The organism is Bartonella sp. MR100HLJHH (genome assembly GCF_042194215.1).
Lineage (GTDB): Bacteria > Pseudomonadota > Alphaproteobacteria > Rhizobiales > Rhizobiaceae > Bartonella > Bartonella grahamii.
On record NZ_JBHIMR010000004.1, the window covers coordinates 65,789 to 82,680 of the forward strand.

Annotated in this window: 15 protein-coding genes; 14 read left to right on the plus strand and 1 reads right to left on the minus strand. The window is 38.8% G+C overall.

Translation table 11 applies throughout. The annotated features are described in order from the left end of the window. Positions 1 to 124 precede the first annotated feature (124 nt). The 13 genes from ACFIJ7_RS03570 to truB all read left to right on the plus strand — a co-directional run bounded on the left by ACFIJ7_RS03570 (position 125) and on the right by truB (position 14,210). Entirely contained in the window at positions 125 to 1,249 is a 1,125-nt protein-coding gene (locus ACFIJ7_RS03570; protein WP_375644663.1) for a PhoH family protein, read from the plus strand. Next, positions 1,246 to 1,737 (plus strand): rRNA maturation RNase YbeY, encoded by a 492-nt coding sequence (gene ybeY, locus ACFIJ7_RS03575; protein ID WP_375635984.1) that lies wholly within the window; start codon positions 1,246 to 1,248, stop codon positions 1,735 to 1,737. Before ACFIJ7_RS03570 ends, ybeY begins: the two co-directional genes overlap by 4 nt. A gap of 85 nt (positions 1,738 to 1,822) precedes the next feature. Next, positions 1,823 to 2,848, plus strand: coding sequence for a hemolysin family protein (locus ACFIJ7_RS03580; protein WP_375644635.1), 1,026 nt, complete (start codon positions 1,823 to 1,825; stop codon positions 2,846 to 2,848). After that, on the plus strand, positions 2,811 to 4,445 hold the full coding sequence (lnt, locus tag ACFIJ7_RS03585; RefSeq protein WP_375644636.1) for an apolipoprotein N-acyltransferase: 1,635 nt from the start codon (positions 2,811 to 2,813) through the stop codon (positions 4,443 to 4,445). The genes ACFIJ7_RS03580 and lnt overlap by 38 nt, the downstream gene beginning before the upstream one ends. 148 nt (positions 4,446 to 4,593) lie before the next feature. Then, on the plus strand, positions 4,594 to 5,007 hold the full coding sequence (locus ACFIJ7_RS03590; RefSeq protein WP_012754634.1) for a helix-turn-helix domain-containing protein: 414 nt from the start codon (positions 4,594 to 4,596) through the stop codon (positions 5,005 to 5,007). A gap of 130 nt (positions 5,008 to 5,137) precedes the next feature. Further along, positions 5,138 to 6,406, plus strand: a complete 1,269-nt coding sequence (gene metK / locus ACFIJ7_RS03595) for a methionine adenosyltransferase (RefSeq protein ID WP_273787797.1) — start codon at positions 5,138 to 5,140, stop codon at positions 6,404 to 6,406. Continuing rightward, positions 6,403 to 7,104: a tRNA (guanine(46)-N(7))-methyltransferase TrmB gene (locus ACFIJ7_RS03600; RefSeq protein WP_375644637.1), complete on the plus strand. Its 702-nt coding sequence runs from the start codon at positions 6,403 to 6,405 to the stop codon at positions 7,102 to 7,104. The genes metK and ACFIJ7_RS03600 overlap by 4 nt, the downstream gene beginning before the upstream one ends. A gap of 127 nt (positions 7,105 to 7,231) precedes the next feature. Further along, positions 7,232 to 7,882, plus strand: a complete 651-nt coding sequence (gene rimP / locus ACFIJ7_RS03605) for a ribosome maturation factor RimP (RefSeq protein WP_012754631.1) — start codon at positions 7,232 to 7,234, stop codon at positions 7,880 to 7,882. A gap of 47 nt (positions 7,883 to 7,929) precedes the next feature. Further along, positions 7,930 to 9,561, plus strand: a complete 1,632-nt coding sequence (gene nusA / locus ACFIJ7_RS03610; RefSeq protein ID WP_375625637.1) for a transcription termination factor NusA — start codon at positions 7,930 to 7,932, stop codon at positions 9,559 to 9,561. Then, complete coding sequence (locus tag ACFIJ7_RS03615; RefSeq protein ID WP_375635989.1) at positions 9,562 to 10,197, plus strand: RNA-binding protein; 636 nt, start codon at positions 9,562 to 9,564, stop codon at positions 10,195 to 10,197. Then, on the plus strand, positions 10,194 to 12,713 hold the full coding sequence (gene infB, locus ACFIJ7_RS03620) for a translation initiation factor IF-2 (protein WP_375644638.1): 2,520 nt from the start codon (positions 10,194 to 10,196) through the stop codon (positions 12,711 to 12,713). Before ACFIJ7_RS03615 ends, infB begins: the two co-directional genes overlap by 4 nt. Before the next feature lie 122 nt (positions 12,714 to 12,835). Continuing rightward, positions 12,836 to 13,243, plus strand: a complete 408-nt coding sequence (gene rbfA, locus ACFIJ7_RS03625) for a 30S ribosome-binding factor RbfA (protein ID WP_375635991.1) — start codon at positions 12,836 to 12,838, stop codon at positions 13,241 to 13,243. 4 nt (positions 13,244 to 13,247) lie between these two features. Then, positions 13,248 to 14,210, plus strand: a complete 963-nt coding sequence (truB, locus tag ACFIJ7_RS03630) for a tRNA pseudouridine(55) synthase TruB (RefSeq protein ID WP_375644639.1) — start codon at positions 13,248 to 13,250, stop codon at positions 14,208 to 14,210. Between the two features lie 468 nt (positions 14,211 to 14,678). Here truB and ACFIJ7_RS03635 read toward each other — a convergent pair whose 3' ends face one another. Further along, positions 14,679 to 16,307, minus strand: coding sequence for an MFS transporter (locus ACFIJ7_RS03635; RefSeq protein ID WP_375635993.1), 1,629 nt, complete (start codon positions 16,305 to 16,307; stop codon positions 14,679 to 14,681). Between the two features lie 314 nt (positions 16,308 to 16,621). On the opposite strand from ACFIJ7_RS03635, the gene rpsO reads away from it, so the two are divergent. Continuing rightward, the gene (gene rpsO, locus ACFIJ7_RS03640) at positions 16,622 to 16,891 is read left to right on the plus strand and encodes a 30S ribosomal protein S15 (protein ID WP_005774142.1); all 270 of its coding nucleotides are present in this window, start codon (positions 16,622 to 16,624) and stop codon (positions 16,889 to 16,891) included. Position 16,892: the final 1 nt, after the last annotated feature.

The window sequence follows — 16,892 nt, forward strand, 5'->3', positions numbered from 1 at the left end:
TTGGAAAACTCTTTTATTTTAAAAGAAAATGATTACATCTAAAACGTGCACTTTTTTTAAAAAATGTCTTTTATAGAATTTACTTAACAAAACGTGCAATATTTATGTAGATATGGAGAATAGGCTGAAAGCTTCAACCGAAAAAATAAAGCGTATTAAAGAAAAAGTAAATATGTCCCTTGAAAAGGCTGATACCTTGAAACAAACAAGCGCTTCAGATCCGAGCCAAGTTGTTTTGATTTTCGAAAATAATAAATATGCAAAAGCAGTTTTTGGTAAATTTGACGAAAATCTCGCTTATATCGAAAAAAAACTTGAACTTAGTATTCATCCGCGTGGTAATGAAGTCTTAATCCGTGGAAATATTTCTGTTATAAAACGTGCGCAATATGTATTGCAGCAACTTTATGAACGTGCCAAAACACACCAAGAGCTCACTTTATCAGATATAAAAGGAGCGCTTGCTATGGCAAATATACCAAAGAAGCAGAAAGAAGACACAATCACACACAAATCTGCAACGAAACATATACCAGCACGGTTGAGTACCCATAAAAAAATAATTCATGCAAGAACTCCAATACAAGATGCTTACATACGCGCTATGGAGCATACTGAACTTGTGTTTGGTGTAGGACCAGCAGGAACAGGCAAGACGTATCTTGCTGTTGCTCATGCTGCAATGCTTCTAGAACGTGGTATCATTGAGCGAATTATTCTCTCACGTCCGGCTGTTGAAGCTGGAGAACATCTTGGTTTTCTTCCCGGTGATCTCAAAGAAAAAGTCGACCCATATTTACGACCACTTTATGATGCTCTTTATGATATGATGCCCGCTGAAAAAATAGAACGCATTTTAGCTTCTGGTGTCATAGAAATTGCTCCTCTTGCCTTTATGCGCGGACGAACACTTGCCCATGCTGCTGTTATTCTTGATGAGGCACAAAATACTACGCCCATGCAAATGAAAATGTTCCTCACACGTCTTGGAGAAGGAACACGTATGATTGTTACCGGTGACGTAAGCCAAATTGATTTGCCTACAGGGCAAAAATCAGGTCTCATTGAAGCAATTCGCATTCTTTCAAATGTAGAAAATATTGCGATTGTACATTTTGATGAAAAAGATGTTATACGCCATCCACTTGTTGCTGCTATCGTTCGTGCTTATGATCGCGATTCCGAAATACAAAATAAAAAAAAATCATTCGCATGCGGTGCATTAAAAAATGAATTTGATTCATCATGATTATTATTGATATAATGGTTAAAAGCGCAGGGTGGAATGATGAGAAAATGCTTTATAATATCACTGAAAAAGCATTAATGACGACTATGCATCATGTTTCATTGGCAAATGTTGTAAGCGAGATTAGCCTGCTTTTTACGGATGATAAACATATGGCACAAATCAATGCACAATGGCGCAACAAAAACAAATCTACTAATGTATTATCCTTTCCTGCTTTTCCACTTAAAGCTGGAAATCGACCTGGTCCCATGCTCGGTGATATTATTATTGCGCGAGAGACTGTTGTTCTCGAAGCAGAAAAACAAGGAAAAACATTTCAAGACCATTTAACGCATATGATTGTTCATGGTATCTTGCATCTGCTTGGCTATGACCATGAAACTGATAATGAAGCATATCAAATGGAAAAGCTCGAAAGAGAAATTCTGCAAAAGCTTTCCATAAAAGATCCTTACGCTGAATTGTCTATAAATGATAAAATTTAACTTTTAAAATCAATATTACGAGCATACCATTTAAAGCCTCTCATTCACCTAATTATAAAAAGAAAGTTTAGAAGATTTCAAAACCATGACAAACAAAACAAATGCACAAAATAATAGTCAAACATCTTCTAATAATGAAAAAAAAACCTCTCAACAGACGAATCATACAGAAAAATATTCTCTGATGAATCATTTGTTTTCATTCTTACGGGGTCGTAATTGTGTGTCTACATCACTGCGCGATGATCTTACCGTTGCACTCACGACTGACAATGAAAAAGACACTGCCCTCTTCTCACCTGAAGAACGTACTATGTTACATAATATTTTACGCTTACGTGAAGCACGCGTGGATGATGTTATGATACCACGTTCTGAAATCGAAGCACTGGAAATAAACACTTCACTTGGAGAAACCCTTAAATGTTTCGCAAAAATTGGTCATTCTCGCTTACCTGTTTATGCTGACACTTTAGATGATCCGCGCGGCATGATTCACATCCGCGATATTCTTAACTATATGACACGCTTTATTGTCAGCCCAACAAAAACCGAACAGAAATCCGATTTGCTTCAATTAAACCATACAGACTTACATACCCCAATCGGTGAATTGGATCTGATCCGAACTGTTCTCTTTGTTCCAAGTTCCATGCTTGCAAGTAAATTATTAACACGAATGCAAACTACACGAACTCAAATGGCTTTAGTTATTGATGAACATGGGGGAACAGATGGTCTCGTTTCAATGGAGGATATTGTTGAATTGGTCGTTGGTGATATCGAAGATGAACATGATAATGTCGACAATGCTATCGTACGTGAACCAAACAATAAATGGCTCGTTGATGCAAGAACTGAACTAGAAGATGTGGAGAAAGCTCTTGGTCCTGATTTTATCGTAGGGGAATATGGTGATGATGTTGATACGATTGGTGGTTTGATCGTCTCCATTCTTGATCGCATTCCTGCCAAAGGTGAAATTGTCGAAGCTGTACCTGGTTATAGATTTCGTATTTTAGAAGCTGATAAACGCCGGATTAAGCGATTGCGTATTTTTCGCATTCCAAAAAATGAGAATCTTGAGAACAATGTCATCCCTAAAGAATAGTCCAGCGTTTTTAAACAATTTCATCGTTTTTTTGTCCTCTGTTACCGGTTGGAAGCGCCAAGCATGGATATTTCTGTGTGGTGCTCTTACTTCTTTTGCACTTCCACCCTTTTATTTGACACCTCTTTGCTTTTTAACTTTCCCTCTCTTTATTGTTTTACTTGACTCAATACGGGCCGCAAAAAACAATAAAAAACATTTTTTTATTTACGCTTTAAGCTGTGGAACCTTTGGTTTTAGTTATTTTATTTGCGGACTTTGGTGGCTATGCAATGCTTTGTTAACAGATCCAGATTCTTTTGGTTGGGCAGTCCCATTAGCCATTTTAGTTCCTCCACTCTACCTTTCTCTTTATTGGTTTTTTTCTGGTTTCATTGTTGGTTTATTATGGACAAAAGGAATAGCACGCTTTTTTGTTTTAGCCTTTGCATTAGGATTGGCCGAGTGGTTGCGTGCGTTTTTATTCACAGGATTTCCATGGAATGCTCTTGGCTATACAGCCATGCCAACCCCAATGTTCATGCAATCTGATGCAATCGTGGGACTTTACGGAATGAATATTCTTGCTGTCTTAGCCTACAGTTTGCCAACTGTTTTATTAACAGATGAAAAAAAGAAAGTAGCACTTTCTCTCTGCTTATCACTTATATTTATTCACAGTGGTTTTGGGTTTTATCGTCTTCATACTATAGAAAACACAGCTGAAAATCAAAAAAGTTCTTATTGGGTGCGCATTGTTCAACCTTCCATCCAACAAAATATAAAATTGCGTGATAATACACGAGAAGCTATGTTGGAAGCGCATATGAATCTAAGTGCAATGCCAACAACTGACCAAAATTCAGAACCCGATTTTATCGTATGGCCCGAAGCTTCCGTTCCTTACCTTCTCTATGATAACTCATCTATCACAATGCGCATTGCCTCTCTTTTAAAACCTAAACAATGGGCTATTATCGGAGCAATACGAGCCAGCAATGATCTACCTCATTCCCAAACACAATATTTTAATACAATTGCAGTCATTAATGCTCAAGGTAATATTTTAAATACTTCCGATAAACTTCATTTGGTTCCTTTCGGTGAGTATCTTCCTTATCAGGATTTATTGAAAAAAATTGGATTGCGTACCCTTGCCGATAATATTGGTGGATATAGTGCTGCAAGTGTGCGCAAAATTGTTACAATGCCAAACGGATTTTCTTATCTACCCTTGATTTGTTATGAAGCAATATTTCCCCATGAAATGACTTTTAAAGGCTCCTCGCCTCAAGCAATTATTAATATTACAAATGATGCATGGTTTGGTGTAACACCTGGACCCTATCAACATCTTCAACAAGCACAACTTCGTGCCGTTGAACTGGGAATCCCCCTCATACGAGCAGCCAATAATGGAATATCAGCTGTTATTGATTCTTATGGACGAATCGTTGTAGCTCTTCAACAAAATGCTGTGGGCATTATTGATTCACAAGTTCCATCATCCATTACCCCTATAGGAAGCAATGAATACAGAACTTTCTCTACTTTTATCTTATTCATCCTTATGCTATTGTGTCGTGTTGGTTTTGGTTCTACAGAACAGCTTAAATGATTCAAGTGTCCTTTGTACGGTATTATGTTGCGTTTACCAGTAATATTGGGAAAAAATATTACATATTATTTTAATTATATGATAAATCAGCTGCGCATAAATATGATGTTGGTTTAGAAGAAAAGTGCTGGAAATAAAGAGTTGCATTATGACCGAAACTAGAAAAAAACCTGACCCTATAGATATCTATGTTGGAACTCGTATCCGTTTACGTCGTAATATTTTAGGACTCACTCAAGAGAAACTAGGTGAAAAATTAGGGATTACTTTTCAGCAAATCCAAAAATATGAAAAAGGAACAAACCGTATTGGTGCCAGTCGTCTTCAAGCGATAGCGGAAATTATGGATGTTCCTGTTTCTTACTTTTTTGATAAAGGTATTACCTCCCAACAAGTAGAGGGTTTTGCTGAAAGTGATCACAATTTTATAGACTTTTGTTCTAGCAGCGAAGGGATTCAGCTCATGCGCGCTTTTACAAATATATCTGATGCTAAAGTGCGTCGAAAAATTATTGATTTGGCAAAAGCACTTTCTGAGGAAGATTTGACAAATAAGCTATAAATTAAAATTATATCTTTTCTCTTTTATTCATATAAATTTTCATTGACGATTTGCTGTAGAATTAGCAAATCGTGACAACTTTAGTAAGAAATTAATTAAATCGTTGATTTTCTTTTTTGAAGGAGTTCCTATGCCGCATCAAGATTATCTTTTTACGAGCGAATCGGTATCGGAAGGACATCCTGATAAAATTTGTGATCGTATTTCCGATGAAATTGTTGATATGATCTATAAAGAAGCTGAAAAAACTGGTACTGATCCATGGTTAATACGCGTTGCCTGTGAAACTCTCGTCAGTGTCAACCGTGTTGTTATCGCTGGTGAAGTGCGTGTTCCCGATACGCTATTAAAAAAAGATAAAAATAAAGAATTTATCTATGATGAAACTGGCTTTCCACTCATTAATCCTACGCGTTTTCGTACAGCAGCGCGCCGTGCTATTCGTACCATTGGCTATGAACAAGCAGGTTTCCATTGGAAAACTGTTAAAATTGATGTTCTTTTGCGCCCTCAATCAGCTGACATAGCAAGAGGAGTTGATAATGCTACGGATCGGCATGGTGAAGAAGGAGCAGGTGATCAAGGCATCATGTTTGGATATGCTTGCCGTGAAACACCTGATTTCATGCCTGCGCCGATTTATTATGCGCATAAAATTCTCAAACTTCTTGCCACAGCCCGTCATAAAGGAGAGGGAGAAGCTGGAAAATTAGGACCAGATGCTAAAAGCCAAATAACCATACGCTATAAAAATGGAAAACCGATAGAGGTCACATCCATTGTTCTTTCAACGCAGCATCTCGATGAAAGCTGGGATTCCAACAAGGTACGTACAGTGGTTGAACCTTACATTCGTCAAGCTTTACATGACATTCCCATTGCAGATCAATGCAGTTGGTATATTAACCCAACAGGAAAATTTGTCATTGGTGGTCCTCAAAGCGATGCCGGATTAACAGGACGCAAAATTATTGTGGATACTTATGGAGGTGCAGCACCCCATGGAGGCGGTGCTTTTTCAGGAAAAGATACAACAAAAGTTGATCGTTCTGCAGCCTATGCGGCACGCTATCTGGCTAAAAATATTGTTGCTGCTCATTTAGCAGAGCGATGCACCATTCAACTCTCTTATGCAATTGGTATTGCACAACCTTTATCTATTTATCTCAATCTTCACGGAACAGGAAAAGTCGATGAAAAAGTTATTGAAGCAGCCATTCGCAAAATAATGGACCTTTCACCTACCGGCATTCGAAAACATCTTGACCTCAATAAACCTATTTATGCGAAAACAGCTGCCTATGGTCATTTTGGGCGAAAACCAAAACACGATGGTTCGTTTTCATGGGAAAAAACTGATCTCGTGAAAACGCTTCAAACAATGATCCAAATCCCATGATTAAATATAATACACGCAAGAGTGAAGCATTTTTTGGACGCCGACAAGGAAAACAACTTCGAAACAGTCAGCTTACACGTATAAAAATGCTTCTCCCCAATTTAAATATTGATTTAAATGTCCCTCCTCCCTCAAACCTTACATCCTTATTTTCAAGCAAAGTAAGAGAAATTCGACTTGAAATCGGCTTTGGTGGAGGTGAAAATTTACTTCATGAAATGGAATATTTTCCAAAAACCGGTTTTATCGGCGTCGAGCCCTTTATCAATGGCATGGCAAAAATATTGTTGTCCCTTGAACAGCATCAAAACTATCAAAATCATCTTCGCCTCTATAATGATGATGCTACACGCCTCCTTGATTGGCTCCCTGATAACTCGCTTGATGGAATAGACCTCTTTTATCCTGATCCTTGGCCGAAAAAGAAACACTGGAAACGACGTTTCATCAACACAAAAAATCTTAACCGTTTTGCTCGTGTTCTTAAAATAGGGAAAATTTTTCGCTTTGCTAGCGATATAGACAGTTATGTAAACTGGACTTTGTACCATTGTGCACAACATGATCACTTTGAATGGAAAGCAGAAAGCCCTCAAGACTGGAAACTCCCTTATCCACTATGGAAAGGAACCCGCTATGAAGCAAAAGCTTTACGCGAAGGACGGACGCCCGCCTATCTTACCTTTATCAAGAAATAAATGATCAAGCGCTTTTCTCATAAACAACTTGAAAAATTTTGAATTTAAGAGTATCAATAGCTAAATTCTTGGTCTTATGATGAAGGGTGGGCCGTTGGACCCGCTCTTTTTTAATATCATAAAACTGATGAAAATAACTTGGATAAAATGTATGAACGAAGCTGAAAAAATAAGCAATCTTGACGAACCACGCCTGTTTGAAGAAGATGGTATCGAAGCACAGGTTGCTGCTCTTGTCATACCACTACTTAAACCTTTAGGTTTTCGTTTGGTTCGTGTGAAACTTCTTGGTCAAAATGGTTTAACACTTCAAATTATGGTTGAACGTGCCGATGGTTCTATGACCGTAGAAGACTGTGAAACTGTTAGTCGAACTGTTTCCCCCCTTCTTGATGTACAAAATGTTATTGAACGCAAATATCATTTAGAAATCTCATCACCTGGAATTGATCGTCCATTGGTAAGAAAATCTGACTTTTTTCATTGGCAAGGGCATCTTGCAAAAATTGAAACCAAAATAACAATTGATGGGCGCCGAAAATTTCGCGGGACACTTACAAATATCACGCAAGATGGATTTATTTTAAACACTGATAAAGCTGCTTATGGAGAAGCCATGTATACCCCTATTTCCTTTTGTGATATCATAAATGCGCATTTAGTGCTTACCGATGAGCTTATTCGCGATGCATTGAAAAAAAATAAAGAGTTAAGTCAACAATTCATTGCTGAAGAGAAAGCTAACGACTCTATACAGACGCTCAATTTCAAAAAATAATATCACTGGGAAATACCCATCGTGTGGCACAAAGAAGGAGAAAATTGATGGCTACAAGCGCTAACAGGCTTGAGATTCTGCAAATTGCAGATGCTGTTGCACGTGAAAAGTCAATCGACCGTGAAATTGTCATTTCTGCGATGGCTGATGCTATTCAAAAAGCAGCACGTTCTCGTTATGGTCAAGAAACAAATATCCGTGCTGAAATCAATTCTAAAACAGGTGAAATTAAATTACAGCGCCTGCTTAAAATCGTTGATGTCGTTGAAGACTACACAACGGAAATTACTTTGTCTGATGCTCTTAAACATCAAGCAGAAGCAAAAATTGGTGATTTTTTTGCTGATCTTTTACCTCCTATGGATTTTGGACGTATCGCAGCACAATCTGCTAAACAGGTTATTGTACAAAAAGTACGCGACGCAGAACGTGATCAGCAATATGAAGAATTCAAAAATAAAGTTGGTGAAATTATTTCTGGTACAGTTAAGCGTGTGGAATATGGTAATGTTATCGTTGATCTCGGGCGTGGTGAAGCTATTGTGCGCCGTGATGAATTAATTCCTCGTGAATCATTCCGCTATGGAGATCGTATTCGTGCTTTTGTCAATGATGTACACCGTGAAACGCGTGGTCCGCAAATTTTCCTTTCACGCACACATCCCCAATTTATGGTAAAACTTTTCACTATGGAAGTGCCAGAAATTTATGATGGTATTATAGAAATCAAATCTGTTGCTCGTGATCCAGGTTCACGGGCTAAAATCGCCGTTGTTTCACGCGATGGTTCCATTGATCCTGTTGGAGCATGCGTTGGAATGCGAGGAAGTCGCGTACAAGCTGTTGTTGCTGAATTACAAGGCGAAAAAATTGATATTATTCCTTGGTCGCCTGATGCGGCAACATTTGTCGTTAATGCACTGCAACCTGCTGAAGTTTCTAAAATCATCCTTGATGAAGATGCTGAACGGATTGAAGTTATTGTGCCAGATGATCAACTTAGCCTTGCTATTGGACGACGTGGACAAAATGTTCGCTTGGCTTCGCAACTAACAGGATGGAACATTGATATTTTAACGGAAAAGGAAGAATCTGAAAATCGTCAAAAAGAATTTACTGAACGGAGTAAATTGTTTATGGAAGCCTTAGAGGTTGACGAAATGATCGGGCAGGTTATGGCATCAGAGGGTTTTTCTTCTATTGAAGAAATCGCCTATATTGATCTTGAAGAAATCGCTTCTATTGATGGTTTTGACCATGATACCGCCGCTGAAATCCAAAGTCGTGCCCGCGAATATCTTGATCATCAAGAAAAAGAACTTGATGAAAAACGCAAAAAACTCGGAGTTTCTGACGAATTGCGAACACTTCCTGGAATGACAAGTGCTATGTTGGTTGCTGTAGGTGAGGATGGTGTAAAAACAATAGAAGACTTTGCTGGCTATGCCGTTGATGATTTAGCTGGTTGGAGAGAACGCAAAGAAGGTCAAACACAGAATTTTTCTGGTATTTTAACCCCTTTTGACATTACACGCGCGGATGCAGAAGCTATGGTTTTAGCCGCACGTGTACAAGCAGGCTGGATAGACCAAGCTGATCTTGTTACAGAAAATCCTGTAGAAGATGAAAATTCTGCAGAAAATGAAAAAACAGATGATTTGGATGTGGATACACTTTAAATGAATGAACGGACTTGCATTGTGACTAGAAAAAATGCTTCAGCACAAACGCTGATCCGTTTTGTTATTGGTCCCAATAACCAAATTGTTCCTGATCTTAAAGCGAATTTACCAGGGCGTGGCGTTTGGATTTCTGCCCATCATGCTGTTATTGAGAAAGCAATCAAACAGAAAGCTTTTCATAGAAACTTTAAAACAGATGTTGAGGTTGCACCAAATCTTGTGCATGTTGTTGATACGCTTTTACTAAAAGCTGCTCTTTCAAGCCTTTCTATGGCACGAAAAGCGGGAGCAATTGTTATGGGAGCAACAAAGGTTGATGCTGCTATCCGCTCTGGTAAAGTTATTCTTGTACTTCATGCTAAAGAAACAACAGAAGATGGGAAACGAAAAATTGCACAGGCCATCCATTCAATACAACAACAAACAAATCGGACTATAAAAATCATATCTTTATTTACAAGTGATGAAATGCGAGTGGCTTTTGGCTCTAATCCTGTAATGCACGCGGCCTTATTGGACACAAAAGCTGCTGAGGGATTTCTCAAAACGACATATAAATTGATCAGCTATCGTGACGACAAGCATAGTAAGCCTAGTGAGATGACGGCACAAGCCGTGAAGGAAATACAATGAGTGAAAATAACAACGACAAAACAACAGTCAAGAAGACACTAACTCTCAAGCGGTCTGTCTTGGAAACGAGCACGGTCAAACAAAATTTTAGCCATGGCCGTACGAAGGCTGTCGTTGTCGAAACCAAACGGCGTAAAATTACGCGACCTGATGAAAAAGCTGAAACCCCACAGCCCATTACAAAGCCGCATGTGGCCGCCCAGCGCTCTAAGCCGCGTTTTGAGGGAAAAAAGCCTCAAGAATCTATGACCAAAAGCAATCTTTCATCAACTGAAATGGAAGCGAGACTTCGCGCATTAGAAGAAGCACATATCCAAGAAAGAATAACGCGAGAACAAGCCGAAGAAGAAGCAAGACGCGCTAAAGAGCGTGAAGAAATTTTACAGCAAGAAATTAAAGAAAAAGAAATACATCTCCAACAAGAAGAAGAAATATCGCCAGTACAGGCTCCACCTGTTCCTCCTCTCATTGAACAGACAGATATTCCTATTGCGCCTAAAAACACAACTGTGGTTGAAAAACGCAAAATAGATGAAAATAAAGAGGAAGAACGGCATAGTCGGCGTGCTAATCCTGCTAAATCAGAAATACGTGTACCAAAAGTTGTCAAAGGAGCTGATGAGCGGCGACGCGGAAAGCTAACTCTGAATAGTGCACTGGACGAAGAAGGAAGCGCACGTGGACGCTCAATGGCTGCAATGCGGCGTAGACAGGAAAAGTTTAAGCGTGCACAAAATCAAGAACCAAGAGAAAAAATTTCTCGCGAAGTTGTTCTTCCTGAAACGATTACCATTCAAGAGCTCGCACAACGTATGACTGAGCGTTCTGTTGATGTGATTAAATTCTTGATGAAACAAGGACAAATGATGAAACCTGGCGATGTTATTGATGCAGATGTTGCCGAACTCATCGCTGTTGAATTTGGCCATACTGTTAAACGTGTTTTAGAATCTGACGTAGAGGAAGGTATCTTTAATATAACAGATAATCCTCAAAACATGCAGCAGCGCCCTCCTGTTGTAACCATTATGGGCCATGTTGACCACGGAAAAACTTCTCTTTTGGATGCTATTCGTAAAGCAAATGTTGTTTCTGGCGAAGCGGGAGGTATTACGCAGCATATTGGTGCCTATCAAGTAGAACAAAACGGTCAAAAAATTACCTTTATTGATACACCAGGACATGCTGCATTTACGGCTATGCGCGCACGTGGAGCTCGTGTTACCGATATTGCTGTTCTCGTTGTAGCCGCTGATGATAGTGTTATGCCCCAAACGATTGAATCAATCAATCATGCGAAAGCCGCTGGTGTACCTATCATTGTTGCTATCAACAAAATTGATAAACCAGCTGCGAATGCACAAAAAGTGCGTACAGAACTTTTACAACATGAAGTGTTTGTTGAAACTATGGGCGGAGAAACTTTGGACGTTGAAGTTTCTGCTAAAACTGGTCAAAATCTTGATAAACTTCTCGAAGCTATCCTTCTTCAAGCTGAAATGCTTGATCTGAAAGCAGATTCTCAACGAACTGCAGAGGGCGTTATCATTGAAGCCAAATTGGATCGCGGACGTGGATCTGTTGCAACAGTTCTTGTTCAAAAAGGTACATTACACCCTTCTGATATTATAGTTGCCGGAAATGAATGGGGTCGTGTGCGTGCTTTGATTGATGACCATGGCCGCCATGTCAAAGAAGCCGTTCCATCTACACCGATTGAAATTTTAGGCATGCAAGGAACGCCACAAGCCGGAGACCGTTTTGCTGTTGTCACACATGAAGCAAAAGCGCGTGAAATTTCTGAATACCGTCAACGATTAGCACGTGATAAAGCTGTTGCGCGGCAAACTGGTTTGCGTGGTTCTCTTGAGCAGATGATGACAAAATTGCAAACGACTGGTGTTAAGGAATTTTCTCTTATTATAAAAGGGGATGTGCAAGGATCAATTGAAGCAATCGCTTCAGCATTGGAAAAACTCGGAAATGATGAGGTTCGTGCGCGTATTGTACATTCTGGTGCTGGAGGAATTACCGAAAGTGATATTTCTCTTGCGGAAGCTTCTAACTCTGCTGTAATTGGTTTTAATGTTCGAGCCAATAAGCAAGCACGTGATTTTGCTAAAACACAAGGAATTGAAATTCGTTATTACAACATCATTTATGATCTTGTTGACGATATCAAGGCTGCCATGTCTGGATTACTCTCACCAGAACAGCGTGAAACTTTCCTTGGTAATGCTGAAATTCTAGAAGTCTTTAACATTACAAAAATTGGAAAAGTTGCAGGATGTCGTGTTACAGAAGGTAAAATAGAACGAGGAGCCGGTGTTCGCCTTATCCGCGATAATATCGTTATTCACGAAGGAAAGCTGAAAACACTCAAGCGCTTTAAGGATGAAGTCAATGAAGTGCAAAGTGGTCAAGAATGTGGAATAGCCTTTGAAAATTATGAAGACATGCGCGCAGGAGACATCATTGAGATCTTCCGTATCGAACATATTAATCGCACATTATAAAATAATCCAATAACTTTACTCTGTTGTAAAATGAAGAAAGTTATTAGGTTTTATACACAATATCTCTTTTCCCTTATCTAAATGGTCAAAAAAAGAGATCTTGTAGCAAGGATAAAACTTTGATGAAAAATGCAAGGCCATCACAACGGCAACTTAGAGTAGCAGAGCAAGTACGTCATGCAATAGCGCATATATTACAGCGTGATATTTTGCTTGATGATATCTTGAAAGATATTGTTATTTCTGTCTCTGAAGTACGTATGTCACCAGATTTAAAAATTGCTACTTGCTTTGTATCACCTCTCAGCACTCTTAAAAATGCTTCTCATACCGATGTTGTTGATACCCTCAATAAACATAGTCGTTTTCTCCGTGGAGAAATCAGTCATGCGTTGCGACAAATGAAATATATGCCTGAACTGCGTTTCCGACTTGATAATAGTTTTGATAATTTTTCAAAAATTGATGCTCTCCTTCGCTCGCCTGAGGTTGCACGCGATCTTCACCATAGTGATAAAGATGAGGATTAAAGATATGGCACGGCAACACAAAAAAAAAGGGCGTCCTGTTTCTGGCTGGGTCATATTTGATAAACCAAAAGGAATGAAATCAACAGAAGCTGTCTCACAAATCAAATGGCTCTTTCATGCACAAAAGGCAGGACATGCAGGAACACTTGATCCTCTTGCTTCTGGTCTTCTTCCCATTGCATTGGGCGAAGCAACCAAAACCGTCCCTTACGTGATGCAAGGCAAAAAAACTTACCGTTTTCATATCGCTTGGGGAGAAGAGCGTTCAACAGATGATCTAGAGGGCGAAATAACGAAAACTTCTCTCAAACGTCCAACACAAGAAGAAATACTTGCTCTTCTTCCTCAATATACAGGTATTATTTTGCAAACGCCTCCGCAATTTTCAGCAATAAAAATTGCCGGAAATCGTGCCTATGATTTAGCGCGTGAAGGGGAAGTTGTTGAAATTCCGCCCCGTGAAGTGGAAATAGAAACTTTCAAATTATTAGAAATGCCTACTAAAAAGCACTCTGTCTTTGAAATAACCTGCGGAAAAGGAACTTATGTGCGCTCTTTAGCACGCGATATGGGACGTGATCTAGGTTGCTATGGGCATATTGCTGATTTAAGGCGTATTTCCGTCGCACCTTTTGATGAAGAAGATCTCATTACATGGGACGAACTAAAAGCGGCCGTTCCGCCAAATAAAAACACTACAGATGAAAATAATCGTTCTTTTGAAAAAAACTTCACAACACTCGATGAGCTCTTAATTGAAACAAGCGCTGCATTGGATTGCCTCCCTCACTATATCCTTAATGAAACTCAAGCACAGAGAATTATAAAGGGGCATTCTATCCTCTTAAGTCATCACAAAGTACCTCTTGACGAAGATGAGATTTTTGTCCTCTACAAAGAACAACTTCTTGCCATTGGCACCCTCGACGAAAGTTTATTTAAACCGAAGCGGATTTTCACAATTTAATCGATTCTTTTCCTCACCTACCTTTTGCGGAAAGATATTTTTCTCTATCAATTAAGAAAAATATGGTACTTTCCATTGTCTATATTTACCGTATTCATATCAAAATTTAAGTCAGTGCTATAAACTAACACCACCACACACTTTTTCCTCTTAATGTCGCAACAATCCTTGCGTTTAAAAGGATTCATAAGAGGCTTTTTATTTCTTATTCAATCGTTTTTTACTCACACTTTAACCCTCATTTGTAATGTGCAAGCGAAGATTTGGACTGATTTACTCTAAATAGATTTGAAACGAGAAAAGCTTAAGATTTTTAGGACTATCACTCAACATGAAAAACGACAAATAATCATTATAAATCAATTTATTAACCATTTAAACAGCAATTTTTTGTTATGATTATGCTAACAAATCGATCGAAATAATATTAACTAACGTATTTAATATTTTACAAAAACTGTTTTAACCCTAAGGGAGATGATCAGAGGAGGCTTTTAAAAGCATCTCATTGGCTTGGGGTATTGTTTGGCGTTCAATCATACGATGCACTCTTATGCCGTTAGGAGCACAATTTAAATGACGCAAACGCTTATTGACTTCTGCATCCGCTTTTGTACGACGATGATTATGGCGTAAATAATCCACCCATGTTGGCATATGATAAGCCTCTGTCCAATATTCAGGTCTTTCAAGATCTCGTAAAAGGACCCACTGACGCGCACCATCACGTAACCGGATATGGCGTCGACGCGTCATCACTTTGAGAAACTCTTCGAGATCATTTTCATGAATTTGATAATCAATCATTATCATGATCGGACCACTTCTTGCTTTGAGGTCGAGTAATAGTTCCGGCTCTCTAAAATGATCAAGAGGATTTAAATCTATCTGAGGAATTTCTTGAATTCTAAATTTTACCCCCGCAAGAGCACCAAAAATCAAGAATAGAGAACAGATACTCAAAGCAATTGTTGGAGAATAACCATCAGCTAAGCCTCCCCAGATTGCACTTCCAATAGCCATCCCCCCATAAGACGCCGTTTGATAAAGTGCTAAAGAACGTGCAACAACCCAGCGTGGTGTAGAGAGTTGTACAGATGTATTAAACAATGATAATGCCAAAACCCAACATAAACCTGCAGGAAATAAAGCGATATGGCTTATAATTAGTGAACGGCTGATTCCCAATAAAAAGCAAGAAAAGGCGAAACCAATAAATGCACTTGCAATAATTGTTTCTGAACGAAAATGATGCCGTACAACTGCATTAATAATACCTGCTATCATGGCTCCTAACCCAAAACAACCGAGCAATGTACCATAAAGAAGGGCACTTCCTCCAAGAACTTTATGCGCAACAATTGGCAAAAGTGCTAAAATAGAAATAGCTCCTATACCAAAAAGGAACGCTCGAACCATAATACTCAGGAGATTAGGTGACATCGCAACATAACGCAAACCATCTGAGACAGCTCCTAACAGCCTTTCTCGTGGCAATGAGTTTTTTTTATAATTCGACTTCCAGAAAAATAACGCACCGATAAGAGGAATATAGCTTATAGCATTAAACAAAAAAGCAGCAGATGCCCCCAAAGTTGCAATGATGGCACCGCCAATAGCAGGACCAACACTCCGCATCAAATTAAAGCCTACACTATTCAAACTAACAGCAGCAGGAATATTTTCCCTGCTCACAATATCTCCTATCGTTGCTTGCCAAGAAGGATTATAAAAAGCTGTACCACATCCAATCAAAAACGTAAAACATAACAAAAGCCAAGGTGTTAGAAATCCCATATAGGCTAAAACAGATAAACTCATGGATATGACCATCATCATAATCTGCGCACACAACATAATTTGACGCCGATTAAAATTATCCGCTAATGCCCCTGCCATCAAAGAAAACATAACAAGTGGTAATGTTGTGGCACTTTGAACAAGCCCCACCATGGAATGCGAAGAACTGATCAACGCCATTAACCACCCTGCTCCAACAGCCTGTATCAGCCCCCCTAAATTAGAAATAAGAGTAGATGACCATAAATTTCGAAATACCGAATTACGAAAAAGTTTTAATGTTGAAATGCTCTGCATCTTTTTCCTCCAAATCGGTATTTATCATCTTTGTTAGCACACACACGCTCATAATCTTTGTATCAAAAGGATGCATAATTCTTAAAAAAACTTCTCATAAAACTCTATTTAAATCAATATTTCAAAACAAAAGCTTTTATTTAAAGAAAGACTTCAAAATGCTGTCAAGGACTAGTATTTTAACCTTCTTTCCTATATAAGGACGAAAATAGGTAAGAGTCTTCGACTCTTCTTGTTTCCTCACAGACCCTTGCTGAACGACATCTCGGCTATGGGTGACTTTATGTTTCTTCGTTTTTGGAAAGGATAATACGATGTCGATTACAGCTGAACGTAAACAAGCTCTTGTCGCAGAATACGCAAATAAAGTTGGTGATACAGGATCACCGGAAGTACAGATTGCTGTACTTTCTGAACGTATTTCTAATTTAACAAACCACTTTAAATCTCACAAAAAGGATAATCATTCTCGTCGTGGTCTTTTGAAGATGGTGTCTCAACGCCGGCGCCTTCTTGATTATCTTAAAGGAGTTGACCAAAATCGTTATCAGACACTTATCAAGAAGTTAGGTTTGCGTCGCTAAA

What these genes read in the sequence shown, in the direction of transcription:
- ybeY (WP_375635984.1), top strand. Translation starts at nt 1,246, where the DNA reads ATGATTATTATTGATATAATGGTTAAAAGCGCAGGGTGGAATGATGAG.
- ACFIJ7_RS03580 (WP_375644635.1), top strand. Translation starts at nt 1,823, where the DNA reads ATGACAAACAAAACAAATGCACAAAATAATAGTCAAACATCTTCTAAT.
- lnt (WP_375644636.1), top strand. Translation starts at nt 2,811, where the DNA reads ATGAGAATCTTGAGAACAATGTCATCCCTAAAGAATAGTCCAGCGTTT.
- ACFIJ7_RS03590 (WP_012754634.1), top strand. Translation starts at nt 4,594, where the DNA reads ATGACCGAAACTAGAAAAAAACCTGACCCTATAGATATCTATGTTGGA.
- metK (WP_273787797.1), top strand. Translation starts at nt 5,138, where the DNA reads ATGCCGCATCAAGATTATCTTTTTACGAGCGAATCGGTATCGGAAGGA.
- ACFIJ7_RS03600 (WP_375644637.1), top strand. Translation starts at nt 6,403, where the DNA reads ATGATTAAATATAATACACGCAAGAGTGAAGCATTTTTTGGACGCCGA.
- rimP (WP_012754631.1), top strand. Translation starts at nt 7,232, where the DNA reads ATGAAAATAACTTGGATAAAATGTATGAACGAAGCTGAAAAAATAAGC.
- nusA (WP_375625637.1), top strand. Translation starts at nt 7,930, where the DNA reads ATGGCTACAAGCGCTAACAGGCTTGAGATTCTGCAAATTGCAGATGCT.
- ACFIJ7_RS03615 (WP_375635989.1), top strand. Translation starts at nt 9,562, where the DNA reads ATGAATGAACGGACTTGCATTGTGACTAGAAAAAATGCTTCAGCACAA.
- infB (WP_375644638.1), top strand. Translation starts at nt 10,194, where the DNA reads ATGAGTGAAAATAACAACGACAAAACAACAGTCAAGAAGACACTAACT.
- rbfA (WP_375635991.1), top strand. Translation starts at nt 12,836, where the DNA reads ATGAAAAATGCAAGGCCATCACAACGGCAACTTAGAGTAGCAGAGCAA.
- truB (WP_375644639.1), top strand. Translation starts at nt 13,248, where the DNA reads ATGGCACGGCAACACAAAAAAAAAGGGCGTCCTGTTTCTGGCTGGGTC.
- ACFIJ7_RS03635 (WP_375635993.1), bottom strand. Translation starts at nt 16,307, where the DNA reads ATGCAGAGCATTTCAACATTAAAACTTTTTCGTAATTCGGTATTTCGA.
- rpsO (WP_005774142.1), top strand. Translation starts at nt 16,622, where the DNA reads ATGTCGATTACAGCTGAACGTAAACAAGCTCTTGTCGCAGAATACGCA.